The sequence below is a fragment of the Streptomyces sp. NPDC097640 genome, from assembly GCF_040302705.1.
Lineage (GTDB): Bacteria > Actinomycetota > Actinomycetes > Streptomycetales > Streptomycetaceae > Streptomyces.
Map to the genome: position 1 here is coordinate 203,123 of NZ_JBEOSB010000009.1, position 24,634 is coordinate 227,756.

At 68.7% G+C, this 24,634-nt stretch carries 21 protein-coding genes and 1 pseudogene; 4 read left to right on the top strand and 18 right to left on the bottom strand.

Annotated elements, in window-relative coordinates:
* Window positions 1–48 precede the first annotated feature (48 nt).
* From ABTY62_RS16585 to ABTY62_RS16600, 4 genes are all read right to left on the bottom strand, one after another.
* On the bottom strand, window positions 49–924 hold the full coding sequence (locus ABTY62_RS16585) for a carbohydrate ABC transporter permease (RefSeq protein WP_352130116.1): 876 nt from the start codon (window positions 922–924) through the stop codon (window positions 49–51).
* The gene (locus tag ABTY62_RS16590) at window positions 921–1,877 is read right to left on the bottom strand and encodes a carbohydrate ABC transporter permease (RefSeq protein ID WP_352130117.1); all 957 of its coding nucleotides are present in this window, start codon (window positions 1,875–1,877) and stop codon (window positions 921–923) included. The genes ABTY62_RS16585 and ABTY62_RS16590 overlap by 4 nt, the downstream gene beginning before the upstream one ends.
* A gap of 5 nt (window positions 1,878–1,882) precedes the next feature.
* Window positions 1,883–3,223: an ABC transporter substrate-binding protein gene (locus ABTY62_RS16595; RefSeq protein WP_352130118.1), complete on the bottom strand. Its 1,341-nt coding sequence runs from the start codon at window positions 3,221–3,223 to the stop codon at window positions 1,883–1,885.
* A 158-nt stretch (window positions 3,224–3,381) separates the two neighbouring features.
* Window positions 3,382–4,380 (bottom strand): LacI family DNA-binding transcriptional regulator, encoded by a 999-nt coding sequence (locus ABTY62_RS16600; RefSeq protein WP_352130119.1) that lies wholly within the window; start codon window positions 4,378–4,380, stop codon window positions 3,382–3,384.
* A 255-nt stretch (window positions 4,381–4,635) separates the two neighbouring features.
* Between ABTY62_RS16600 and ABTY62_RS16605 the strand changes: the two genes are divergently transcribed.
* The gene (locus ABTY62_RS16605) at window positions 4,636–7,659 is read left to right on the top strand and encodes a 3-keto-alpha-glucoside-1,2-lyase-like domain-containing protein (RefSeq protein ID WP_352130120.1); all 3,024 of its coding nucleotides are present in this window, start codon (window positions 4,636–4,638) and stop codon (window positions 7,657–7,659) included.
* 85 nt (window positions 7,660–7,744) lie between these two features.
* On the opposite strand, the gene ABTY62_RS16610 is transcribed toward ABTY62_RS16605, so the two are convergent.
* The 4 genes and pseudogenes from ABTY62_RS16610 to ABTY62_RS16625 form a co-directional block, all read right to left on the bottom strand.
* Window positions 7,745–10,030, bottom strand: a complete 2,286-nt coding sequence (locus ABTY62_RS16610) for a serine/threonine-protein kinase (RefSeq protein ID WP_352130121.1) — start codon at window positions 10,028–10,030, stop codon at window positions 7,745–7,747.
* A gap of 104 nt (window positions 10,031–10,134) precedes the next feature.
* Window positions 10,135–10,236: pseudogene (locus ABTY62_RS16615) on the bottom strand (peptide deformylase); the annotation flags it as partial.
* Between the two features lie 5 nt (window positions 10,237–10,241).
* A complete protein-coding gene (locus tag ABTY62_RS16620; protein WP_352130122.1) occupies window positions 10,242–10,790 on the bottom strand; it encodes a hypothetical protein in 549 nt (182 codons plus the stop codon).
* A 1-nt stretch (window position 10,791) separates the two neighbouring features.
* Window positions 10,792–11,553, bottom strand: a complete 762-nt coding sequence (locus ABTY62_RS16625) for a TetR/AcrR family transcriptional regulator (protein ID WP_352130123.1) — start codon at window positions 11,551–11,553, stop codon at window positions 10,792–10,794.
* Between the two features lie 261 nt (window positions 11,554–11,814).
* On the opposite strand from ABTY62_RS16625, the gene ABTY62_RS16630 reads away from it, so the two are divergent.
* Window positions 11,815–14,055 carry an MMPL family transporter gene (locus ABTY62_RS16630; RefSeq protein ID WP_352130124.1) on the top strand — a complete coding sequence of 747 codons (2,241 nt, stop codon included), beginning with the start codon at window positions 11,815–11,817 and terminating at the stop codon, window positions 14,053–14,055.
* Window positions 14,056–14,083: 28 nt separating this feature from the next.
* On the opposite strand, the gene ABTY62_RS16635 is transcribed toward ABTY62_RS16630, so the two are convergent.
* On the bottom strand, window positions 14,084–14,518 hold the full coding sequence (locus ABTY62_RS16635) for a helix-turn-helix domain-containing protein (RefSeq protein WP_352130125.1): 435 nt from the start codon (window positions 14,516–14,518) through the stop codon (window positions 14,084–14,086).
* A 28-nt stretch (window positions 14,519–14,546) separates the two neighbouring features.
* Between ABTY62_RS16635 and ABTY62_RS16640 the strand changes: the two genes are divergently transcribed.
* Window positions 14,547–15,299, top strand: a complete 753-nt coding sequence (locus ABTY62_RS16640; RefSeq protein ID WP_352130126.1) for an MBL fold metallo-hydrolase — start codon at window positions 14,547–14,549, stop codon at window positions 15,297–15,299.
* 75 nt (window positions 15,300–15,374) lie between these two features.
* Here ABTY62_RS16640 and ABTY62_RS16645 read toward each other — a convergent pair whose 3' ends face one another.
* The 8 genes from ABTY62_RS16645 to ABTY62_RS16680 all read right to left on the bottom strand — a co-directional run bounded on the left by ABTY62_RS16645 (window position 15,375) and on the right by ABTY62_RS16680 (window position 23,211).
* On the bottom strand, window positions 15,375–16,370 hold the full coding sequence (locus ABTY62_RS16645) for an aldo/keto reductase (protein WP_352130127.1): 996 nt from the start codon (window positions 16,368–16,370) through the stop codon (window positions 15,375–15,377).
* Window positions 16,367–17,281 (bottom strand): amidohydrolase family protein, encoded by a 915-nt coding sequence (locus ABTY62_RS16650; RefSeq protein WP_352130128.1) that lies wholly within the window; start codon window positions 17,279–17,281, stop codon window positions 16,367–16,369. Before ABTY62_RS16650 ends, ABTY62_RS16645 begins: the two co-directional genes overlap by 4 nt.
* Window positions 17,262–17,594, bottom strand: a complete 333-nt coding sequence (locus ABTY62_RS16655) for an L-rhamnose mutarotase (RefSeq protein WP_352130129.1) — start codon at window positions 17,592–17,594, stop codon at window positions 17,262–17,264. Before ABTY62_RS16655 ends, ABTY62_RS16650 begins: the two co-directional genes overlap by 20 nt.
* 25 nt (window positions 17,595–17,619) lie before the next feature.
* Window positions 17,620–18,708 carry a mandelate racemase/muconate lactonizing enzyme family protein gene (locus ABTY62_RS16660; RefSeq protein ID WP_352130130.1) on the bottom strand — a complete coding sequence of 363 codons (1,089 nt, stop codon included), beginning with the start codon at window positions 18,706–18,708 and terminating at the stop codon, window positions 17,620–17,622.
* A gap of 34 nt (window positions 18,709–18,742) precedes the next feature.
* A complete protein-coding gene (locus tag ABTY62_RS16665; protein WP_352130131.1) occupies window positions 18,743–19,522 on the bottom strand; it encodes a carbohydrate ABC transporter permease in 780 nt (259 codons plus the stop codon).
* A 134-nt stretch (window positions 19,523–19,656) separates the two neighbouring features.
* Window positions 19,657–20,583 (bottom strand): carbohydrate ABC transporter permease, encoded by a 927-nt coding sequence (locus ABTY62_RS16670; protein ID WP_352130132.1) that lies wholly within the window; start codon window positions 20,581–20,583, stop codon window positions 19,657–19,659.
* Window positions 20,583–21,935, bottom strand: a complete 1,353-nt coding sequence (locus ABTY62_RS16675; protein WP_352130133.1) for an ABC transporter substrate-binding protein — start codon at window positions 21,933–21,935, stop codon at window positions 20,583–20,585. The genes ABTY62_RS16670 and ABTY62_RS16675 overlap by 1 nt, the downstream gene beginning before the upstream one ends.
* On the bottom strand, window positions 21,922–23,211 hold the full coding sequence (locus ABTY62_RS16680) for an alpha-L-fucosidase (RefSeq protein ID WP_352130134.1): 1,290 nt from the start codon (window positions 23,209–23,211) through the stop codon (window positions 21,922–21,924). Before ABTY62_RS16680 ends, ABTY62_RS16675 begins: the two co-directional genes overlap by 14 nt.
* Before the next feature lie 186 nt (window positions 23,212–23,397).
* Here ABTY62_RS16680 and ABTY62_RS16685 point away from each other — a divergent pair, with 186 nt between their 5' ends.
* Window positions 23,398–24,105, top strand: coding sequence for a GntR family transcriptional regulator (locus tag ABTY62_RS16685; RefSeq protein ID WP_352130135.1), 708 nt, complete (start codon window positions 23,398–23,400; stop codon window positions 24,103–24,105).
* Between the two features lie 77 nt (window positions 24,106–24,182).
* Here ABTY62_RS16685 and ABTY62_RS16690 read toward each other — a convergent pair whose 3' ends face one another.
* Window positions 24,183–24,629 (bottom strand): RbsD/FucU family protein, encoded by a 447-nt coding sequence (locus ABTY62_RS16690; protein ID WP_352130136.1) that lies wholly within the window; start codon window positions 24,627–24,629, stop codon window positions 24,183–24,185.
* Between the last annotated feature and the right edge of the window lie 5 nt (window positions 24,630–24,634).

The window sequence follows — 24,634 nt, forward strand, 5'->3', positions numbered from 1 at the left end:
CTTTCTTCTCGAGGGGGTGGGAGCCGGTCCTTCGCGCTGCGGGCGGGGTCAGCCCTTTGTGCTGCCCGCGCTGATCCCGGCGATGATGTGCCGTTGGAAGACGAGGAACAGCGCGACCATCGGGATGCTGGCGATGACCATCGCGGCGATGAGCACGGTCAGCTGGATGTTCTGGGACAGCTGCACCAGCGCCACGCTGATCGGCTGCTTGTCCGGGTCGGAGAACACCATCAGCGGCCACAGGAAGTCCTGCCACACCGCGACCAGAGCGAAGATGGACACCACGCCGAGCACGGGACGCGACATGGGCAGCACGACCGACCACAGGGTGCGCAGCCTTCCGGCGCCGTCGATCTCGGCGGCCTCCAGCACATCGCGCGGGATCTGGTCGAAGAAGCGCTTGAGGAGATAGAGGTTGAAGGCGTTGGCGACCGCCGGAAGCCAGATCGCCAGGGGGTCGTTGAGCAGGCTGGTGTGGATCAGCGGCAGGTCGGCGACCGTCAGGTACTTCGGTACGACCAGTGCCTGGGCCGGGACCATCAAGGTGGCGAGGATGCCGCCGAGGATCACCTTGCCGAAGGCGGGCTTCAGCTTTGCCAGGGCGTAGGCGGCGGCCGTGCAGAACACCAGCTGGAACAGCCAGGCACCGGCCGCCTGGACCACCGTGTTCCACAGGTGGGTGGGCAGCTGCATGAGCTCCCAGGCGTCGGTGTAGCCGCTGACGCGCCAGTGGGACGGGACGAGGGTGGGCGGGGTCCGGGCCACCTCGTCCGGTGACTTCGCGGCGCCGGTCACCATCCAGTACACGGGGAACAGGAAGGCGAGCGCGAAGAGCACGACGACGCCGGCGAAGACGGTCCAGTAGACGGCCTTGCCGCGGGGGCGGGCCAGGGTCGCGGGGGAGACGAGGGTCCGGGTGCTCATGCGTCCTCCTCCCCGGATCGGGTCAGTCGCAGATAGAGGGCGGAGAAGAGCCCGAGCAGCACCAGGAGCATGACGCTCAGCGCACAGGCGCCGCCGAAGTCGTTGTAGAGGAAGGCGTACTTGTAGATGAGGTACAGCACGGTGACCGTGGCGTCCTCCGGGCCCCCGCCGGTGATCACGAAGGGTTCGGTGAACACCTGCATCGTCGCGATGATCTGCAACAGCATCAGCATGAGGATGACGAACCGGGTCTGCGGAACGGTCACATGCCGGATGCGCTGCCACAGATTCGCGCCGTCCAGCTCGGCGGCCTCGTACAGCTCACCGGGGATGGACTGGAGCGCCGCCAGATAGATCAGGACCGTGCCGCCCATGTTGGCCCAGGTCGCGACGGCGACCAGGGATATCAGGGCGGTGTCGGCGCCGTTGGTCCAGTTCGAGGTGGGCAGGTGCGCAAAGCGGAGCGCCTCGTTGGCCAGGCCGGCGCCGGGGTCGTAGAACCACTTCCACAGCAGGGCGGTGACCACCGGCGGAATCATCACCGGCAGATAGACCACGACCCGGAAGAAGGCCTTCGCGTGCCGGAGTTCGTTCAGCACCAGTGCCAGTACGAACGGGATCGCGAAGCCGATGAGCAGGGCGAGCAGGGTGAAGGTGAGCGTGTTGCGCCAGGCGGCACCGAACTCGGGGTCGTGCAGGACCCGGGTGAAGTTGGCGGTGCCGACCCACTCGGGCGAGGAGCCCGGTGTGTACTTCTGGAAGGCGATGACCACCGCGCGGATCGCCGGATACCAGGAGAAGAGGGCGAAGCAGAGCAGGCCGCCGAGGAGGAAGGCGTAGGCGCGGGCCTGGTCGTGCAGGCGCCGCCGCCCCCGGCCCGCCACCGGGGGCGGCGCCTTGACGGGCCGTACGGCGATCGCGTCGGCGGGGCGCCGGGCCACGGTCCTGGTCATCGGTGTCAGCTCCGCGACAGGATGCTGTCGATCTTGCCGGAGGCGCCCTCGAGGAGCGCGTCGATGTCGGCGTCCTTCTTGGTCAGGACCGCGGAGACGGCTCCGTCGAGGACGGAGTAGATCTGCTGGGCCTTCGGCGGCTCGATCTTCATCCGCAGGTCCTGGTTGCCGTCGAGGAAGGCCCGGTAGTTCTCCACGGGGACATTGGCGTTGGCCGTCTTGACCCGCTGGTCCTCGGCGTCGGCGGCGCCGGTGAACAGCCGCGGCTCGGGCAGGCCGACGGGGGCGTCGCGCTTCTTGGCGCGGGCGTAGTCGCCGAGGAAGCCCTTGCCCGGCGTGAGGAACATGTGGTCGAGCCACTTCAGACCGGCTCGGATCTGGGCGGGGGAGTCCCCCTTGTGGAACATGTAGCCGTCGCCGCCGATGAGCGTCCCCTTGCCACCGGGCATGGGGGCGATGGCGAGGTCCTTGTAGTTGCCGCCCTTCTCCTTGACCAGGATCGGGATGTTGTCGGGCGCGGCGAGGTACATACCGAGCTTGCCGGAGCCCATCAGCTGCTGGACGTCGTTGAGGATGAGCAGCTGCTTGCTGCCCATGGAGTCGTCCACCCAGCGCATGTCGTGCAGGTTCTGGAGGACCGCGCGCCCCTCGGGGGTGTCGATGGTCGCCTTCTTGCCGTCGGGGCTGACGACGTCGCCGCCCTGGGAGTACAGCTCCGCCGTGAAGTGCCAGCCGCCCTGGTTCTGCGCGCTGTAGTCCGCGTAGCCGACGGTTCCGCCGCCCAGCTCCGCGATCTTCTTGGCGTCGGCGCGGACCTCCTGCCAGGTCGTCGGCGGCTTGTCGGGGTCGAGGCCGGCCTTCTCGAAGAGCGTGCGGTTGTAGATCAGGCCCATCGAGTAGCCGGTGCGCGGGATGCCGTAGACCTTGCCGTCGACCGTGTAGATGTCGCGCAGTTCCTTCCGGATGGTGTCGTAGCTCTTCAGCTCCTTGAGGTACGGGGTGAGGTCGGCGGCCTGACCGATGTCGACGACGTGCTTGGCGTCGGTGAAGTAGGTGTAGAAGACGTTCTCCATCTGACCGCCGGCGAGCTTGGCGTCGAACGTCTTCGGGTCCTGGCAGGGGAACGCGTCATGCGCGACAACATCGATGTCCGGGTTCTGCTTTTCGAAGGAGGCGACGTCCTCCGCGAACAGCGCGTGGTCGACCCTGGCGCTCTTGGGCGGCATGCAGTTGACGGTGATACGCGTCTTTCCGCTGGCCGCGTCGTTGTCCGAGCCGCATGCGGTGAGGGCAAGGGAGCAGGCACTCAGCACGATGAGGCGACGACGGAACCCGGTGCTTCTCATGGTGGACCCCTCTGGACAGGAGCAGGGAAGCCCCACGCCGGTGGGCGGAGCGCACACAGCCGTGGGTGCGCCGCACACTCAAGCACCGTCGACATCATGCTGCAAGATGTCGCGCAGAAACTGAAAACAATCGACAGGTATGCGAGTCCCGGTCGGGTTCACCCCTGCGGGGCTTGCGCGGTGGAGGCGCGCACCACCAGTTCGGGCTCGAACAGCAACTCCTCGGCCTGTACGGCCAATCCGCTGATCTGCGCGTTCAACAGCTCCACCGCAGCCCTGCCCATGGCCTCGATGGGCTGGCGCACGGTGGTGAGCGGCGGCTCGGTGCAGCTCATGAGCGCGGAGTCGTCGTAGCCGATGACGGATATCTGCGACGGCACGCCGAGCCCCTTGCGGCGCGCGGCCCTGATGGCCCCGAGAGCCAGCGGGTCGCTGGCGCAGACGATGCCCGTGACCCCCCGGTCGATCAGCCGGGAGGCCGCGGCCTGGCCGCCCTCGATCGAGAAGATGGCCCGGGCGACGAACTCGTCCGGCAGATCACCGGCGACGGCTCGGGCGGCGGCCAGCTTGCGGGCCGACGGCATGTGGTCGCCGGGCCCGAGCACGAGCCCGATCCGTTGGTGGCCGAGGGAGGTCAGATGGCGCCAGGCCTGCTCCACCGCGACGGCGTCGTCGCAGGAGACGGCCGGGAAGCCGAGCTGCTCGATGGCCGCGTTGACCAGCACCACCGGAATGTTGCGGTCGGCGAGCAGCCGGTAGTGGCCGTGCTCCGCGTCGGCCTGCGCGTACAGGCCGCCGGCGAACACCACGCCGGAGACCTGCTGTTGCAGCAGCAGCGTCACGTAGTCGGCCTCGGAGACCCCGCCCTTGGTCTGGGTGCACAGCACCGGAGTCAGGCCCATCTGGGCCAGCGCCCCGCCGATGACCTCGGCGAACGCCGGGAAAATGGGGTTCTGCAGCTCGGGCAGGACCAGTCCGACCAGGCGGGCGCGGTCGCCGCGCAGCTGCGTGGGCCGCTCGTAGCCGAGGACGTCCAAGGCGGCCAGCACGGACTGCCGGGTGGCTTCGGACACTCCGGGCTTGCCGTTGAGCACCCGGCTGACCGTGGCCTCGCTGACCCCCACCTTTTTCGCCACTTCAGCAAGTCGTCGCGTCATACACGCAAGAGTATCGCAAGTTATGCAAGTCGCTTGCGTAAATGCTCTGCGGGCTCGGGGAACAAGGGCTTTCGACTTGTTCGGGACAAAGTATGGACGGTTCGAGGTGTTGTTCGTACGCTGGGCGTCGATTTCGTACGGACGTCTGCGTGCATCACGGCGGAATGCCGCTGCACCACCCGTACGTGGACGAGCTCCACTCCATGGCCGCGGTCCGCCGTCGGCCGCTCCGCCTAGCGCCCAGCAGGAGGAAGAGTGACGCCACGCAAGTACCCGAGCCTCCGTAGCCATCGCCGTAGACCACGAAGAATCACCGGCCTGCTCCTCGCCGCCCTTTTCGCCGGCGGTCTCGCGACACCGGCCGCCGAAGCGGACGAGAAACCCTTCGGGGACCTGCCGCCCCAGGAACCCGGCGTCACCCTCCGCGTCTTCGATATCCAGTCCCCGCTGACCAAGCTCTGCGACCTCAAGCCGGCCCAGACCCCCAACGTCGACAAGCTGATCCCCAACGTCGACTGGTCCTCCACCGAGGGCTTCGATTTCACCGACAACTTCGTGTCGCAGATCATCGGCAACATCAACATCCCCACCGACGGCACGTACACGTTCCGCCTGATCAGCGACGACGGTTCCCGACTGCTCATCGACGACAGGAGGGTCATCAACCACGACGGACTGCACGGTGCCGAGCCCAAGGACGGCGAGGTCGCCCTTACGCCCGGCTACCACGCTCTGCGCATCGACCACTTCGACCGCGGTGGCGAGCAGCAGGTCACCCTCCAGTGGAAGCCGCCGGGCGCCGACGACTTCACCCTCGTCCCGAACTCCGTGCTCAGCACGGACGCCGGCGTCGTCCGTGTCACCGCCCCCGGCCGCAAGGAGTGCGAGGGCAACAATGACACCCCCGGCGACGGCCTCCCGTTGACCTCGGTCAACCCCGGCTACACCCTCACCGATCTGCGTCCCGAGGGCTTCGAGCCGCAGGTCTCCGCGATGGACTGGCTGCCGGGCGGCAAGCTCGCCGTGACGACGTGGGGCGGCAGTACCAAGACGGAGGGAGAGGTGTACGTCCTCGACCACGTCACGGGTGACACCGGCCCGGAGAAGGTCACGTACAAGAAGATCGCCGGCGGGCTGAAGGAGCCGATGGGGATCAAGTACGTCGACGGAAAGCTCTACGTCTCGGAGAAGCACCAGCTCACCGAGTTGTCCGACCTCGAGGGCGACAACACCGCGGACGAGATCCGCAAAGTCGCCGAGTGGCCGTACGGAGGGAACTTCCACGAGTTCGCCTTCGGACTGCTCTACGAGGACGGGAACTTCTATCTGAACCTCTCCGTGGCCATCAACTACGGCGGGGCGACCACCAACCCGCAGCCCGCCGCGAACCGCGGCGCCACCATCAAGGTGAACAAGAAGACCGGAAAGGTGAGTTACCTGGCCGGCGGCCTCCGCACACCGAACGGGATCGGACGGGGCCCCGAGGGCGATCTGTTCGTCACCGACAATCAGGGCGGCTGGCTGCCCGCCTCCAAGCTGCTCCACGTCAAGCAGGACCGCTTCTTCAACCACTACACCAACCCGGACGGCCCGTTCGACGACCGCCAGGTCACCAAGCCCGTCCTCTGGCTGCCGCAGAACGAGATAGCCAACTCGCCCAGCACCCCGATGCTGTTGAAGAAGGGGCCCTTCGCCGGGCAGATGCTCTTCGGCGACGTCACCTACGGCGGAATCCAGCGCGCCGACCTGGAGAAGATAGACGGCGAGTACCAGGGCGCGGTGTTCCGGCACACCCAGGGCCTGGAGGCCGGCATCACCCGGATCAGCACCGGACCGGACGGTGCCATCTACGCCGGCGGTCTCGGCGCCGACGGAAACTGGGGCCAAGAAGGCAAACTCCGCTTCGGCCTGCAAAAACTCACCCCGAACGGCACGACCGCCTTCGACATCAAGACCATGCGCGCCACCCGCGACGGCTTCGAACTCACCTATACCAAGCCCCTGTCGGCGGAGACCGCCGCCAAGCTGACGAACGGCGCCTACTCCGTCGAGCAGTGGCGCTACGTCCCCACCCCGGCGTACGGCGGCCCCAAGGTCGACGAAGAGGCCCTCCCCGTCGCAGCCGCCCGACTGTCCGACGACCGTCGCACGGTCCGGCTCACCATCCCCGGCCTCAAGACCGACCGGGTGGTGCACATACGCTCACCGCGCCCCTTCGCCTCGGACGCCGGTGAGCAGCTGTGGTCCACCGAGGCCTGGTACACGCTGAACGCACGCCCCGGCCCCGAGCAGCCCATCACCTCGTACGACGCGGAATCGGCACGCCTGGCGGGCGGAGCCGACATCGACACCGAGCACGCCGGCTACACCGGCGGCGGCTTCGTCGACGGCTTCGGCACCCCGGGCGCCATGGCCACCTTCGAGGTCGACGCACCCGCGAAGGGCAGCTACGACGTGGGACTGCGCTACGCCAACGGCCCCCACCCCTTCACCGGCACCAAGACCTTGGGCATCACCGTCAACGGCGGGCAGGCGCAGCAGACCAGCCTCCCCTTCACCGGCGCCTGGAACCGCTGGTCCACCAAGACCGAGCGGCTCTCTCTGCGCAAGGGTCGCAACACCATCGCCTATACCTATCGGCCCGAGGACACCGGCCACGTCAACCTCGACATGATCGAGGTGCGCAGACCCGGCAGCCGGATCGACCTGTTCTCCGGCGGGAGCGTCTCCACCGCCTGGCAGCACACCGACGGACGCAGCGTCGAATGGCCGCACTCCGCCGAGGACTCCATCGAGGTGTGCTGCGGCGACATCCGCACCAAACAGGCTTTCGGCGACTACAGGCTGCACGCCGAATTCCGGGTGCCGAAGCTGCCGGACGATGTCACCGGGCAGGACCGCGGGAACAGCGGCATCTACCTCCAGGAGCGGTACGAGATCCAGATCCTGGACTCCTTCGGAGTGGAGAAACTCGCCCCGAACGACGCCGCGTCCATTTACAACAAAAAGGCCGCGGACCTGAACGCCGCCACCGCTCCGGAAACCTGGCAGACGTACGACATCGATTTCCGTGCGGCCCGTTTCGACACCGCGGGCCGGAAGACCGATGACGCCAGGATCACCGTGGTGTGGAACGGCAGGAAGGTCCACGACAACGTGGCCGTGGACGGCCCGACCGGTGGCGGCGACGCCGAATCGGCGGCGGCGGGCGCAATCCGGCTCCAGGACCACGGCAACAAGGTCCGCTTCAGGAACCTCTGGATCGAACCGCTCGACTGACAGCCAGGAAGAGACCCGTCCCGGGCCGGTGAACCACCGTGCGTGAGAACGTACGGCTTCGCCGGACCCGGGACAACTGGGCTCGTCACACGCGCAGCGCCCACAGCGTGCCGCTGTCGTCGAGGAACGCGACCGAGTCGCCGCTCGCGGCAGGCTCGCTCATGGCCGTGCTGTCGAACTGGCCAGTCCAGAGCGTGCGGCCGTGTTCCACTCCGACGATCCGCACGCTGGTCCAGCGCTGGAACACTCGTTCCTGCCCGGTCCCGGAGAGCAGGGCGTACTTGCCGGTGGTCTGCACTCTCTGAGTATCGGCGTGCCACCGTTTTGTGCCGTCGTCGGCGGCCAGGCACACCGGTCCCGATGCCGTGGGCAGGACGAACCCGCCCGCCACGCTGGTCGTCCCCTGTTCCTTCAGGCCGACCCCTTCGTACGTACTGCCGTAGGTCCAGGTCTGCTCGCCGGTGAGTCCGTTCAGTGCGGTCGGTTTCCGGCGGGACCCCGCGGCGAGCGGAAGGAACACCGTGGTGTCCGACACCAATTCATTGAGCGGCTGGAAGGCCCCGGTGGTGAGGGTGTCCGGTTTGGTCGTCTGGAACGGGCTCCGCCACATCACCTCGCCTGTCTCCGCCTTGCGGCAGACGAGGTCGACGGGGGCTGTCCTGCCGTCCTCGTAGCAGAGCAGGCCCTCACCCAGGGGCTGCGCCAGGTCGCCCTGCGGCTGGAAGTTGGAGCGGGTCCACAGCTGCTTGCCTGTCTTGCCCAGTATCGCGATTCCGCCGCGGCAGAGGATCAGGTCGCCGGCCAGGATCCATGTGGCGTCGTAGGGGGAGGATACGTTGATCGCCCATCGCTGGCTGCCGGTGCGCGGATCGATTCCGATCACATAACCGTCCTCACCGGTGATCAGCAGGCCGCTGGGCCGGTGCACTTCCAGCCCCATGGCGCTGTTGGAGACCGAATGCTGCCAGCGGCGATCCCCGGTGGCAGCGTCGAAGGCGTGTACCTGGCCGCCTTTGTTGTCGGAGTCCCGGGTCAGGGCGAGTAGCGTGCCGCCGACGACCGCGAAGCGTGTTTCCCGGGACCAGGCCGCGTTGAGGGACTCCTTCCACAGACGCTTACCGGTGGCAAGGTCGAAGGTGTGGAGCGCGGCGGTCTCCTTGTAGTAGTGACCGGCGGCCACATGACACCGGCCGTCGGCCAGGACGACGTCCGGACCGTCGGAGTTGATCAGGTCGACGTCTGCGATCTTCTGCGACCAGGCGACCGGGTCCCGCTCGGGGTCGCCGGTCAGGTACATCGCCGCCGCCCCTCCGGCGACCGCGACCGCGGCGACGCCCGCGCCCCCCAGGAGCAGGCTGCGCCGGCTCATGCCTGTTCCACCGGACGGCGCGGCGGGCGCCTGAACCGTGGCTGCCGCCGCGAGATCGTCGGACACGGAGGCAGCCGCGGGCGGTGAGCCCGCCCCGTGCTCCTCCCGGACGGCGACGGTGGGGGTGTAGCGAACCGCGGGTACGGCCTGCCGCACACCGCCGAGGCGCCGCAACTCGTCGGCGAGCGCGGCGGCCGATTCGTATCGCTCGCGCGGGTCCTTGGCCAGCAGCCGACCGACCAGGCGGTCCCATGGAGCCGAGACGCCGGGCACGAGGCTGCTCGGCGCGGGGGGCGGATCGTGAAGGTGCGCCGTGATGTACCCGAGGGTGTCCGGGGCGTCGAACGGCATCCGCCCGGTGAGCAGTTCGAACAGCACACACCCGAGGGAGTACAGGTCGCTGCGCTGCTCGGGGCGCCCGCGTGCCTGTTCCGGTGCCATGTACGCGGCCGTGCCCACCATGAACCCGGTGTGGGTCAGCCGGTCACCGGTAGCCGAGGCGTCGGCGGCGCGGGCGATCCCGAAGTCGAGCACCTTCAGGCCACCCGAGGCCGCGACGAACAGATTCGCGGGCTTGATGTCGCGGTGGAGGATGCCGGCGCCATGCGCCTCACCCAGCGCGTCGCACGCCTGCGCCCCCCACCGCGCCACCTCTTCCTCGCCGAGTGGTCCGCGCCGGACAACGGCGTCCAGGCCCTCGCCCCGGAGCAGTTCCATCACGAGGAACGGCGTCGTGCCCTGGCCGGTGGTCGCCTCACCGAGGTCGTGGACCGTCACGATATGAGGATGCTGAAGCGCGGCGGTGATCCGTGCCTCCCGCAGAAACCGGGCGCGCGCCTCGTCGGCCCGACTGCCGCCACCCGCAAGGACCGAGATCACCTTGACCGCGACCGGCCGCCGGAGACTGGTGTCCTGAGCCTCCCACACCTCGCCCATCCCGCCGCGCCCCAGCGGACGCACCAGGCGGTAGCGGTCAGCGAGTATCAGATCCCGGTCGTCCACAGCTCTACGTCCCCCGGCGGTAAGCGGTTTTCAGTCGGCAGCGTTGATCGTAGAGGGTGCCTACCGATGACACAGGACCCGGGCGACGGCAGACATCGCCCGTCACTTCGCCGGGCGAACACCTTGTCCTGGGAGTCATGCATTTCCCGCAGCGCTGCTTTCCGTTCACGCTGTGCGAGCCGGTCCAGATACAGGTGGCCGTGAAGCAGGCTCAGGCCTTCGCCGGAGGCGGCGGGGCCAGGATCAGCGGCCATTCCTCCCCGGAGTGGAGGCCGGCCACAATCTGCTGGGGCGTCGCCTCGGCCGGGGCCGTCAGCACAGCCGTCGGCTCGAGGGCCTGCTCATACTGGCGTCGAGCGACACGAGTACTCACCCGCAGAAGCCGGACCGCGTCTGGTTCGACAGGCGAGCGTTCAGGGAACCCGGCTGCGTCGATCTCCAGCGTTTTGAGTACAGCCGGGTAGACCACGATGTCAACGGTCAGGACTTCCCCTTGCAAGCGCCGCTCGGCCCAGCCGTCCGTCCGGACCAGCATGAAACTGCCGTCGCCCTCGTACGCGCACGAGAAGAGTTCACCGACAGCGCGCTCCTCCGGTGTCCCCTCCGGATCTACCACCACGGCGACCACCACCGCTTCCGGGGCGTCCGGGTCCATTCCGCTGCGCAGCCAAACCTGTGCCACTTGTGAGTCCCTGCTTTCCGTCGACGCATCGAGGTAACGACTGTGTCCGCGGCCGCCGTCTTCGAGGGAGCCGACCACGCTATCCAAGCACCGTCTCGGAATCGCCGTCGGTGCCGTGCGGGATCCGGCGATGAATGTCCTCGAGCAGGTCCCGCATCGCCATGTGAAAAATCTCGGCCTGATGTTCGCCGATGAAGGAGGTGTGCCCGAACACCTCCAGGACGACCAGGCCGTGCAGGTGGCCCCATGCGCCGAGGAGGAGAGCGCTCGCGGGGGGCGGCAGGGTTTGCGGGCCGTGCGGAAACAGGGGTTCCAGATGCGCCTGGAGTGCCGACGAGAGCCCGCGGGTGTCGGCTGCGGCCAATTGCGCCGTGGTGAACCCGTCGAACATCTCGCGCTGGAATATCGCGCACATCCGGCGCATCGCCTGAGTGGTCGGGCCATCGTGGGGCGCCGCGTAATGACGCAGCGGCGCTCCGTACAGCAGCTGGAATCGCTCGACGTGGGTGATGGCCCATCGGCGATAGCCCTCGGTGGCGGCCAGGAACCGCAGCGCGGCCGACTCGTCCGCCGCTGCGTCGGCAGCTTCCGACACGGCATCGGCCAGGTCCCGGTACGCCTTGGTGACGAGAACGGTGACGAGGGCGTCCCGGTTCGGAAAGTAGTGGTAGAGCCCCTGGACTGTCATACCGAGGTCGCGGGCGACCCCTCTCAGGGAAAGGGCGTGCGGTCCGTGCTCGGCGATGTAACTCTCGGCGGCCTCCACGATCTCCTGGGTGGCGACCGCCCGGCGTCGCTGGCGCAGGGTTGGCACGGCCGTCGTATGCGCGTCTGCGGACATGCGGCGATCCTACGACGGCCGATCCGACGAGGCATCAAACAGTCATCGCGGGTTAAATTTTCTCACAGGTGTCAGGTAAATCTCCTACTGCTCAAACACCGGCTGTCTCACTAGCGTCGATCTCGGCGACGAAGAGCGCGGCACCGCACCCCCCTGACGGGGTGGACCGACGGGGTGGCAGGGACTCTGCGGTGCATTGAGCCGGCTCCTGCCCGGCCGACGCCCCTCGCCTATCGCAGAAGGCATTGAAGGAGATCATCCGTGTTCGAACGTATAGCCGAACTGGCGATTCGCCGGTCCCGGCTGGTGCTTATTTTCGCCGTCCTGGCCTTAGCTCTCATGAGCGCGGTGGGTGCGGGCGCCTTCGACAAGCTGAAGGGGGGCGGCTTCGACGACCCCGCCTCCCCATCCACCCGAGCAGCGGCGGTCATCGACGAGAAGTTCGGCGGCGAGACCAACCTCGTCCTGCTGGTCCGCTCCTCCGACGGCCGCATCGACACCCCCACCTCCCGAAAAAGCGCCCAAGACCTGCTGGCCGACCTCGAGGAGGACAAGCGGCTCGGCAACATCGTCTCGTACTGGGAGACGAACAGCCCCGACCTGCGCTCCAAGGACGGCCGCGAAGCCATGGTGCTCGCCCATGTGAGAGGCGACACCACGGAGCAGCGGGACAACGCCAAGGAGATCCTCGACACCTACAGCGGCACCTACAAGAACACCCTCACCGTCCAGGCCGGAGGAGGCGCCGCCGTAGGTGCCGACCTGTCGAACCAGGTGGTCGAGGATCTGATCCTCGCCGAGGCGATCGCCATACCGCTGACCCTCGTACTGCTCCTGATCGTCTTCGGCAGCGTGGTCGCGGCCCTGCTGCCGCTCGCTATCGCGATCTTCGCCATCATGGGCTCGTTCGCCCAGCTCTTCCTGTTCGGCAGCGTCACCGATGTCGCCGACACCGCGACCAACCTCACCACCGCACTGGGCCTCGGACTGGGCATCGACTACGCCCTCCTGATGGTCAGCCGCTTCCGGGAGCAACTCGCGGCCGGGGTGAGCGTGGACGACGCCGTCCGGCGCACGGTGCACACCGCGGGCCGCACCGTCGCCTTCTCCGCCGCGACAGTCGCGGCAGCCCTGGCGGCGCTCCTGGTGTTCCCGCACTACTTCCTGCGCTCGATGGGCTTCACCGGGGTCGGTGTCGTCGCCATCGCCGCGCTGAGCACCCTGTTCGTGATGCCTGCCCTGCTGAAGGTGCTGGGGCACCGGGTCAACAGCGGGCGGCTGCCGTGGGCGAAGTCGCAGCGCTCCGACGCCCGGGAACCCCTGTGGGGACGGCTGGCGCGTACCGTCATGCGGCGGCCCGTGCTCACCGCACTGCCCGTCCTCGCCGTGCTGCTGTTCGCGGCGAGCCCGCTGCTGAACATCACCTTCGGCACACCGGACGAACGCGTACTGCCCAAGGACGCCGAGAGCCGCCAGGTCTCGGAGACACTGCGGAAGAACTTCGGCGGCAGTGAGGACTCGGCCCTCCATATCGCCATCGGCCAGTCCGTGGACAAGGCCCCGTTGGCGTCGTACGCGGGCCAACTGTCCGCGCTCGAGGGCGTCGAGCGTGTCGAGACCAGCACGGGAACCTACACCAAGGGACAGTCCGCGGCGACCGGCCCGGCCAACCCCGCCCTCGGCCGGCCCGACGCACAGCGGATCAGCGTGGTGAGCAGCCTGACACCGAAGTCGGAAGCGGCCGAGAGCCTGGTCAAGCAGGTGCGCTCGGTCACCCCGCCACCCGGGACCCACCCCCTGGTCGGAGGGAACGACGCGGTACTCGTCGACGCCAAGGAATCCATCGCCGACAAGCTCCCGCTGGCCGTGGCCCTGATCGTCCTCACCACCTTCCTGCTGCTCTTCCTGTTCACCGGCAGCATCGTGCAGCCGCTGCGCGCACTGGCCCTCAACCTGATCAGCCTGGCAGCCACCCTCGGCGTCATGACCTGGATCTTCAAGGACGGCAACCTCTCCTCACCGCTCGGTTTCACCGCGCAGCCGATGGAGATGACGATGACCGTGCTGATGTTCTGCATCGCCTTCGGCCTCTCGATGGACTACGAGGTGTTCGTCACCAGCAGGATCAAGGAACTCCACGACCACGGAGCCGACAACGAGACCGCCGTGGTCAACGGTCTCGGCCACACCGGGCGCATCGTCAGCGCGGCTGCCTGCCTGCTCGCGGTGAGCTTCTTCGCCTTCGGCACCGCCAAGCTCAGCTTCATGCAGATGTTCGGTCTCGGCAGCGGACTGGCCGTCCTCCTCGACGCCATCGCCGTACGCGGCGTCCTCGTCCCCGCCGCGATGCGTCTGCTCGGGAAGACGGCCTGGTACGCGCCCGGCTTCCTGCGCAGAATCCACATGCGGTACGGCCTCAGCGAAAGCGGCCCCGAACCGACGTCCACACCCGGACCTGTGACCGTGGCTCCGACACACATGGAGAACTCGACCAGGGTCTGACCAGGCCCGCCGTCCGGGGCGACGTGCCTCACCCTGGTGCCTCCACACCATGGCGCGTGGCCCCGGCCGGCGGCGGGACGCGCGCCGCGATCCGCTCGCGAGCGTGCTCGCAGTCCGCGAAGCTGTACGGGCAGTCGAGGGCGTGCTCGATCAGGTCCTTGGCCGCGCGTGCCCGCTCGATGCGCTGTTCCAGCTCGGTGACGTGGCGGCGTAAGAGGACCTGGTGATCCATGGGATCCGGCGTGGACATCAGGGTTTTCAGCTCGCGCAGTCCGAGACCGGCCTCTTTTCCCATCAGTATCAGCACCACGCGCACCAGTTCGGTCTCTCCATAGCGGCGCTGCCCGCCCGCGGCCCGCGCGGGCTCGAGCAGGCCCATGCTCTCCCAGTACCGCAGTACATGCGCGGCAAGCCCGAACCGTTCGGCGAGCTGTCCGATGGTCAGATCCTCGCTTGACTTCATGCGCACATTAACCCGCATCGTCGGCGGCATGGACAAACGGTCAATCGCGGTCACGCGCGTGGTCAACGCATGTGTGCTGCTTGAAATCGACGGCCACGCGGTACTCACGGATCCGTGGTTCACCGAACGATGGTTCCTGCGATTCGGTGAACCCCTCGGCCTGCACATCGCCGATCTGCCGCCGCTCGCCGCCGTCGTCGTCACCAACCCGGCCACCAATCACTGGGACCTACGGGCGCTGAGCATGTTGCCCGGCAAGGACTCCACTCCGGTGTACGTGCCCACCCGGCGAATGGCGCGCCAGGCTGCGGCGTTGGGCTTCCGGTACGCCGAGCAGCTCGGCTGGGGACAGGAACGGGACATCGCGCCTGGTGTGACGATGCGGGTCGTTCCCTCGGGCCGGACCCTTATGTGGCGCAACAATGCCTATGCGTTCAGCACGGCCGGTTCCCACCTGTTCTTCGGAGGAGAAGTCGCCGAGGCAGCGTCGCTGGAACGGTACCGGGCGGAGCATCCGCGGGTCGATGTGGCCCTGCTGCCGGTCAACGGTCTGCGGCCGCTGTTCGGACCGCGGCTGGTGATGGGCCCCGCCCACGCGGTCGCGGGGGCGTCCGTGCTCGGAGCGACCACGCTGATCCCGGTGCACGACGCCCACGGGCGAGATCCGCTCTCCGCGCTGTTCCGGCCCACGGGCACCGCCTCGGACGCGGTGGCTCTGGCCGGCCCCGGACTGCGAGTGGTGGACCTCCCGACGGGTGAGCGCTGGGAGCCGGCGCGATGAGCCTGTTCCGGTCCCGACCGGTGCGCCCCGGCCTGGACACCAGGTACCCACGTGCCGACGTGGTGCGCGCCGTGCTCACGGCGACGGCGGCCGGCTGAACGCGCCCTCGGGCAGCGGCGGAGCGGGCCGTATCCGCGGCCACAGCGCATCAGGGAGGGGCTCGTCGACCCGCCGCGCAGCGAGGCGCACCTGGTCGGGGGAGGCCAGGCCGGCGACCACCGACGCCACCTCCGGCCGCCACAGCGGGAAGCGGAGCGCGGCGTGGGCCAACTCGATGTCCGCGGCCCGGCAGAGCGCGGCGAGCTCGCGGGCGCGGCGCAGCACCGGCTCGGTCACCGGCGCGTAGTCGAAGGTGTCGTCCTCGCCCGGCTCGGTCCGCGCGAGAATGCCGGAGTTGAACGGCGCCGCCGCGAGCACCGACACGCCGCGCTCGGCGCAGCGGCGCAGCAGCGGCTCGCCGGAACGGTCGAGCAGGGTCCAGCGTCCGGCGAGCATCACGGCGTCCACGTCGCAGCGGTCCACGATCTCCGCGAGCGGCTGCCAGTAGTTCATGCCGACACCGACCGCCGAGACCAGGCCCTCGTCGCGCATCCGCAGCAGCTCCGGCACCGTCTCGGCGATCACCTGCGGGACATTCAGGTCGGGGTCGTGGACGAGGACGATGTCGACGTGGTCGACGCCCAGCCGGGTCAGGCTGTCTTCGAGGCTGCGCCTGACTCCGGCGGGGGAGTAGTCGAGCCGCCGCCGCAGCGTGTCCGGCACGGCGAACCCCGAGTCGAGATCCGTGCCGCGCGGATCGTCGTTGGGGACGAGGAGCCGGCCGACCTTCGTCGAGATCACGTACTCGGCGCGGGGCCTGGACGCCAGCGCTTGGCCGAGCCGCCGCTCGGCCAGGCCGAGCCCGTAGTGCGGCGCCGTGTCGAAGTACCGGACGCCGGCCTGCCAGGCCGCGTCGACGGTCGCCTGTGCCTGCTCGTCGTCGACGGCGGCGTACAGGTTCCCGATCGGCGCGCTGCCGAAGCCGAGCTCGGTCACGTGGACGCCGGTGCGTCCGATCCGCCGGCGGTTCACGCGGCGGCCCCGCTGCCAGGAGCGAGCCCGTACCAGCGGTTGGCGGTGCCCCCGTACACGGCGGCCCGGTCGGCGTCGTCCAGCGTCTCCAGCAGCGCCGCCGTGATCGACAGGGTGTGCCCGTAGTCGGCGGCCAGGGTGCAGACCGGCCAGTCCGAGCCGAACATCAGCCGCCGGGCGCCGAACCCCTCCAGCAGCGGCCGGGCGTACGGGAGCAGGTGCTCGGCGTCGCGCTGCCCGTCGCCGGCCTCGGTGAGCAGGCCGGAGAACTTCACCGCGACGTTCGGCAGGGCCGCCAGCTCGGCGATGTGCGTCGCCCACGGCTCGATCGCGCCCGCCGCGATGGGTGGCTTGCCCGCGTGGTCGAGGACGAAGGACGTGCCGGCGTGGCGCCGTACCGCCTCGACCGCCGAGGGGAGCTGGGCGGCGGTCACGATCAGGTCGAAGACCAGCCCGCGGTCGCCCAGGACGTCCAGGCCGGCGGCGACGTCCGGACGCAGCAGCCAGTCTCCCTCCGCCGCGCCGGGCGGTTCGAGCTGAACCTGATGCCGCAGGCCGACCAGGCCGGTACCGCCCTCCGCCGCGCGCAGCCGGTCCAGGGTGCCGGCGAGGTCGGGGGCCGTGAGTTCGGCCCAGCCGACGACACCGGCGACGCGGGTGTCGCGCGCGTACAGCCGCAGCAGCTCCACGGTCTCGTCCGCCGAGTCCACCGTCTCGACGACCACGGTCGCGTCGATGCCGTGCGCGTCGAGCTGTGGTGCCAGGTCGGCCATGGTGAAGTCGCGGCGCAGTACGGGCAGGTCCCGCGTCCATGGCTGGTCCCGGACCGACAGCTCCCACACGTGGTGGTGCGCGTCGACACGTGGCGGTCCCGCCAGGCCTTCGGCGGCTTCAGCGTGGTCCGTCGTCATGGAACACCTCCTCCATCGGTGCCCACCACTCGCCGTCGGCCGCTGAGGCGACCGGCTCCTGGCAGGGATCGGTCAGCTGCCACCACCGCTGCGTCGTCTCGTCCTCGGCGAGCCGCGCCAGATCGGTGTGCAGATCGTCCCCGGTGTATTCGTAGTAGCTGAACAACAGGCCGTCCCGAAGGAAGATCGAGTAATTGCCGATCCGGGCGCGGTGCAGCGCGGCCAGCACGTCCGGCCACACGGCCGCGTGCAGCTCCCGGTACTCCCGCTCCTTCTCCGGCCGCAGCCGGATCACGGTGGCCACCCGTTTCATCAAGGCTCCTTGCTCCTCAAGTCGTTCAGGCGACCCGGTGGTCGTCCAGGGCGTCGGGGTTCCAGTCGATTCCGATGCCGGGTACGTCGGGAGGGGTCACGCAGCCGTCCTCGATGGCGAGCGTGCTGTGCGTGATCGCCTGGAGTTGCGGTATGTGCTCCACGAAGATCCCGTTCGGCACGGCCGCGGCAAGGCTGACGTGCAGCTCCATGAGGAAGTGCGGGCTCACCGCGACGTTGAGGGCCTCGGCGGCGTGCGCGACCTTCAGCCAGGGGGTGATCCCGCCGATGCGGGCGACATCGACCTGGACGATCCCGGCCGCGCCCGCGGCCAGGTAGGCGCCGAACCGCTGGACGGAGTACAGCGACTCGCCGACCGCCACCGGCACGCTGGTGGAGGCGGACAGCCGGCGGTGCCCGGCCAGGTCGTCGGCCGGCAGAGGCTCCTCGAACCAGGCGATGTCAAGCGGCTCGTAGGTGCGAGCGCGGCGGATCGCCTCGGCGGCCGTGAAGGCCTGGTTCGCGTCGACCATCACCTCCAGCTCCGGACCCACGGCCCGGCGGACGGCCGTGAGCCGCTCGGCGTCCTCGGCCGGCGACTCCTTGCCCACCTTGATCTTCACGCCGCGCAGCCCGGCCGCGGCCGACCGCCGCGCGCCTTCCACGACCTCTTCGATCGGCAGATGCAGCCAGCCGCCCTCGGTGTCGTAGACGGGCAGCCGCTCGTGGGCGCCGCCCGCCATCCGCCACAGCGACTCGCCGGTACGGCGACCGCGCAGGTCCCACAGCGCGGTGTCGACGGCGGCGAACGCCAGCGAGGTGATCGCCCCGACGGTCGTCGCCCGGGTCTGGTCGAGCATGTGCCGCCACAGCGCCTCGATGGGCCGGGCGTCCCGCCCCAGCAGCGCCGGGATCAGGTGGTCCCGGATGAGCGACAGGACCGCCCGCCCGCCGGTCCCGATGGTGTAGGAGTACCCGATGCCGGACAGCCCGTCGGACGTGTGGACTGTGACGAGGACCGTCTCCTGTTTGACGAAGGACTGCATCGCGTCGACGCGCACGGCCGCCGGCTCGAGATCCACCAGCTGGGCGTCGATGCGTTCGATTCGGGTCATGTGGTGTGCTTCCTGGATCGGGGCACGGTACGGCTCACTTGAGGGCGCCCAGCGTGATGCCGTTCGTGACGTAGCGCTGGAAGATGAGGAAGAGGACGACGATGGGAAACGTCGCGATGGTGAGGCCGGCGAAGAAGGCTCCCTGATCGCTGACGAACTGTCCCTGAAAGGACAGCAGCCCGACCGACAGCGTGCGGTTCTGCGGGCGGGTCAGCAGGACCACGCCGAACTGCACCTCGCTCCAGACGAAGATCAGCCCGAGCATCGAGACCGAGATGAAGCCGCCCTTGCTGATCGGCAGGACGACGCGCAGCAGCGCGGCGAACTCCCCGCACCCGTCGATCTTGGCCGCTTCGAGCAGCTCGCGCGGCACGGCGGCGAACACCGACCGCATGATCAGGGCGATGGTCGGCGTCATGAACGCCGCGTACACCAGCGAGATGCCGAACACGCTATTGAGCAGGCGGTACTTGCCGAGGAGTTCGAACGTCGGGATCAGCGCGACGATCAGCGGGATGCTCAGCGCGAGCACCATGATGCGGCTGACCACGCCCGACAGTGCGCGGGTCGCGCGGGCCATGCCGTAGCCGGCCAGGCTGCCGCAGGTCACGCCGATGGCGAGGCTGCACAGCGTGATCAGCAGGCTGTTGACGATGTACGTCGGCAGAGGTGCCCCGCCGACTGTGCCGCGCCAGGCGGTGGAGTAGTTCGACAGCATCCAGCGACCGCTGAGGCCCAGCGGATGGGCGTAGATGTCGGCCGTCGGATGCAGGGACAGCAACAGCATCGACAGGAACGGGACGATGGTGATCAACGTCCAGACGAGCAGCAGCAGATATCCGAGGTACCACAGCGGGCCGCGTCGCCGGAGCCGTCGGTGCCGGCGTGCGCCTGCCGCCATGTCGGCCGTTCGGGTCCCGGCGCGCCGAGCCGATGTCGTCGGGGCCGTCATCGCGCGTCCAGCCGCTGCTGGCGGAACAGTTGCAGGACCACGACGCCGATGACACTGACGATCAGGGTCGTCACGACGGCGGTGGCGGAGCCGTAGCCGTAGTCCTGGTCGATGAACGACTGTTTGTAGACCTGCACCGGCAGGATGCTCGTGGCGTTGCCGGGCCCGCCCCGGGTCATCGCGTAGATGATGCCGAAGGCGTTGAAGGAGAACACCGACATCAGGGTGGTGACCGTGCCGAGCATCGGCACGATGTTCGGCAGTGTGATCCGGAAAAGCCGTCCGGCCTCGGACACGCCGTCGAGCGTGGCCGCCTCGTGGACCTCGGGGGAGATGGTGTCCATCGCGCCCAGCAGGATCAGCATCGCGTACCCGGTCTGCGTCCACACCGCGACGAAGATCGTCACGATCAGCGCGCTCGTCGGCGACGCGAGCCAGGTGTGTGTGTCGCCGAGTCCGAGTGAGCCGAGCACCGTGTTCACCACGCCGGTGGAGGGCTGGAACGAGTTGGACCAGAAGACGCCCGCGACGCTGACCGGGACGATCACCGGCAGGAACCAGATGGTCTTGAAGAAGCGGGCGCCGGGGACCTTCCGGGTGATCGCGTTGGCGAGCAACGTCGCGATCACGACGGTGCAGACCACCGTGCCGACGAAGAACACCAGGCTGGTCACGATCGACTGCCGGACCAGCGAGTCGTTGATGAGCCGCCGGTAGTTGGCCAGCCCGCGGTAGGTGACGGATCCGATGCCGTCCCATGAGCCGAGGCTGATGTGCACCGACTCCGCGACCGGGTAGGCGATGAGCAGGGTCATCAGCACCAGCGCCGGCGCGATGATCAGAATCGGGAACTTCTGTGCCTTCTCGCGTGGCCCGCGGGCGGTGGCGCGGGCGGCAACTGGAGGGATCTCCTGGGCGGCCATCAGTCCGTCGCCCCGGAGACCTTGCCGGACTGTAGGTTCTCCAGCCCGGTCTGGAACTCCTGGGCAGCCTGCTGCGGGGTCAGCTTGCCGGAGACGAGCTTCTGCAGCACCGGCACCGCGAACGACTGCCCGAGCGTGGACGGCACGGTCGAGTCCCAGATGTTGACCACTCCGACGGACTTGGACAGCTCGAACTGCTGCTGCACCAGGTCGCCCAGGTTCGACAGGCTCGACGGCTTGATCGAGGTGAACACCGGCAGGGAGCCGCTGGCGGCGACCACGCTGACCTGGTACTTGTCGGTCATGAAGAACTTGAGGAACTTTTTGGCCAGCCCCGGGTTCGCCGCCTTGGCCGGGATGACGAGGGTGTCGCCGTTGAAGGCGTTGAACGGCGTCTTGCGGCCCGCCGTGAGCGGCGGCAGCAGGAACCAGCCCATGTCGAACGACGGCTTGGCCGCCTTCAGGTCCGCGTAGCTGTAGTTGCCACCCTGGAGCATCGAGAGCCTGCCGCTGGTGAACAGCGCTTGGGCCTGTGTGGTGTCCATGCCGAGCATCCCCTTCTGGTAGATGCCCTTCTTCTGCCAGTCCCGGATGGTGTGCAGTACCTTCACGAAGCCCGCGTCGGTGTACTTGACGTTCGTCGGCGACCCCGGCTTGAAGTTCGTGAGCATGGCCTGGTAATCGCTCTCCGACACCGCGGTGGGCAGCAGCGCGTCGAGCGTGTGCCCCAGGTCGTACGGGCTCGACCCACCGACGCCGAGGCCCTCGTACCCCGCGGCCTTCAACTTGGCCACCATGGACTCGAACTCGGCGACGGAGGCGACCTGGTGATCGGCCGGGTCGGGGACGCCGGCCTTGGCGAACGCCGCCTTGTTGTAGTAGATCGGGGCGATCAGCAGTTCCTCGTAGAGAACGCCGTAGTGATGCCCGTTGGTCGTGTAGTAGTCGGTCTGGCTCTTGGCGTACTTGTCCGCCAGACCAGCGGCATCCCACACATCATCAATCGGGGTGAGCTGCTTGTTCTTCAGCAGCGCCGACCAGACGCCGGTACTGCGCTGGAGGTAGCCGATGTCCGGGGTGGCGGTCGAGCTGAGCAGGGCCACGTTCGGGCCGCGGGAGCTGTTGGAGTCGACGCTCTCGAAGGTGACCTCGGTGCCTGGGTTGGCCTTCTCGAAGTCCTTGCCGACCTGTTGCATCCGATCGGCCATCGGCCCGGCGGGTATCTGTATGCGCAGCGACTTGCCGTCGCCGGAGGAAGCGCCCGGACCGGTGCCGCACGCCGAGACGATGCTCGCGGCCGCGAGCAGGACGACGGCGCGCCTGGCCGCCTTGGAAGTGTTAAAGGCCCGCACGTGACTCGTCTTTCCAGGAGTTGGACAGTTCGATGGCGATGACATCGATGAGGGCGCCGGTCGGTGGCGGCACGGTGATCAAGAGCTCGCCGAGGGGCTCGTCCTCGGCGCCGTTGGCCTTGTGCACTTCCTCATTGACGGAGTACTCCAGAGGCTGCTCGGTGCCGAGCATGCGCACGCCGGCCACCGAGCCGATCGGCACGTTGCGCACGACGAGGAGGTCCTGCGGCTGGAGCAGCAGGTGCAGGTAGATGGTGTCGCCGTGCTGGGTGGCGGGACCGTGGAAGTCGAGGCGATCGGACGCCGGCCCGGCGCCGAAGAGGCTCTCGCCGTGGCTGGCGAGCCAGGCCCCGAGCCGCTTGAGTACGGCCACCTCGGTCGGCACAAGCGACCCGTCACCGCGCGGCCCGATGTTGAGCAGGAGATTGCCGCCGCGCGAGACGACCTCGCTGAGGTAGCCGGCGAGCAGGCGCGGGCTCTTGTAGTCCAGGTCGTCGGGCCGGTACGCCCAGCTGTCGCTCATGGTGAGGCACAGCTCCCACGGGCCGCCCGGCGGACGGCGCGGCATGCCCTGCTCGGGAGTGGCGTAGTCGCCCTGGCCCGGCAGCCGGTCGTTGATGATCACTTCCGGCTGAAGCGACTTGATCAGCTCGCGCAGCTCGGCGGCATGCCACTCCTCCGCGGTGCGTTCCCACTCCCCGTCGAACCAGAGCAGGTCGATCGTCCCGTACCGGGTGAGCAGCTCGGTGAGCTGTCCCTTGACGTAGTCGAGGTAGCGCGCCCACCGCTCCGGCGACGCCCGGCGGTACCGGTCGTGCGGGTAGGGGCGGTCGGCGTCGGTGAAAGCCGGGTAGTCCGGATGGTTCCAGTCCAGCAGCGAGTAGTAGACGCCGACCCGAAGGCCCTCGGCGCGCAGCGCGTCGAAGAACTCGCGGGTGATGTCAGGTCCGTACGGTGATGCCGCGATGGAGAAGTCGGAATGTTCGGTGTGGTACATCGAGTAGCCGGCGTGGTGCCGGACGGTGAAGACGACATAGCGCGCACCCGCGGCGCGGGCGAGGCGGGCGACCGCCCGCGGATCCCAGTGGTGCGGATCGAAGGTCGCGGCGGTCGACTGGTACTGCGCGACCGTGATGTCGGCTTCAGGTTCGGTACGGCCCGGAAGGATCGAATGGCCGACCAGCGGCCAGCCGATCTCCACGCCTTGCTGACTGGCGTGGTCCCAGTGGACGAAGAGCCCGAAGGCCGCTTCGCCGAACCAGTCGGGGATGGACATGAGGGCACCCTCCGAATCGAGAGGATCTTGATCCCAGATCGGATACGATACGATTCTGATTGAGGATGCAGGTGTTCCGATCAGGCGTCAACCAGGCGTCGCGAAGATTTCACAACGATCGAAGCCGTCCTCCTGAGGGATCGGCGTCAAGCGCGTAGATTCAGTGATCGACGATGTGGAGGGTTGATGAGTGAGCCCATGCGGCTGACGGTCGCGGCCGCGACGAACAGCTCGGGTTCCCGTGGATCGGTCAAGATCAACGTTCGTGAGTCCGTCTTCCAGGCGCTGATGACCCTGCTCATGGATCACGACCTGGAGCCCGGTACGAAGCTGTCGATCGCCGGGCTCGCCCGCCAACTCGACGTATCCCAGACGCCGGTCCGCGAAGCCCTCGCCCGATGCGAGTCCGAGGGCCTCGTCGTGCGCCGGCCGAACGCCGGCTACCTGGTCGCCCCCCTGCTCGACCGGACCGCCCTGGACGACCTCTACGACGTCCGCCTGCTCCTCGAGCCGGCCGCCGCCGAACGCGCGGCACGGTACGCGACCGAGGCCGAACTGGCCGACATGCACCGCACGCTCGAGCAGATGAGACCGCCGCTGCGCGGCGACACCTACGAGGCGTATCGCGGCTTCGCGGAGCTCGACGCCGCCTTCCACAACGCGATCGCCGAGGCGAGCCGCAGCCCGCTCATTGCCGACACGCTACGCCGGTTCCGGGCGCACACCCACAGCTATCGCCTCTACTTCCGGCACAGCATCGCCGGTGAGGCCGTCGTCGAGCACCAGGCGGTGCTCGACGCCATCCGCGCCAAGGACCCGGAGGCCGCGGCGCGCGCCATGCACGACCACCTGGAGGCGTCGAGGTCGCGCCTGAGGAACACCGGCGACTCCTGACAGGACGCCCGAGCTCGCGGATGGAGCGCCGCCGCAGCACCTCGACAGCGGAGGGTGACGAGGTGCTGCGGCAGGGATCAACGCTCCGGAGAGAACTCCGGCAGCACGCCCTTGGTGAGCAGGAAGCACCCGTACGGTCTGTCCTCGCCCGTGATGACCACCGCGAACGCGGAGCGGGCACGCGCATAGAACGCGTGGCGTTCGACCGTCTCCACCCCGAGGGGGCGGCCCGATGCCTCCTCCGCGGCGGCGACGAACTCCGTCTGTACCGGCGGCTCGGCGGTGGCGTCGCCGACGACCCCCATCCTCGCGATGGGCTCGGCGACGAACGTGTCGAGCGGCAGCAGTCCCAGCACCGCCCGGCCCGCCGAGACGACGTCGGTGCCATCCAGCCGAATCACACGGTCGTTCACGGAGTGCGCGGGGAAGTTCCGGTCGACGAGCGCGATCGTGTCCCCATGCCCCATCCGCGCGAGCGCGTACAGCAGGTCCGGGGTGAGGAGGGGGTCGAGTCCTTTGAGCAAGGTGG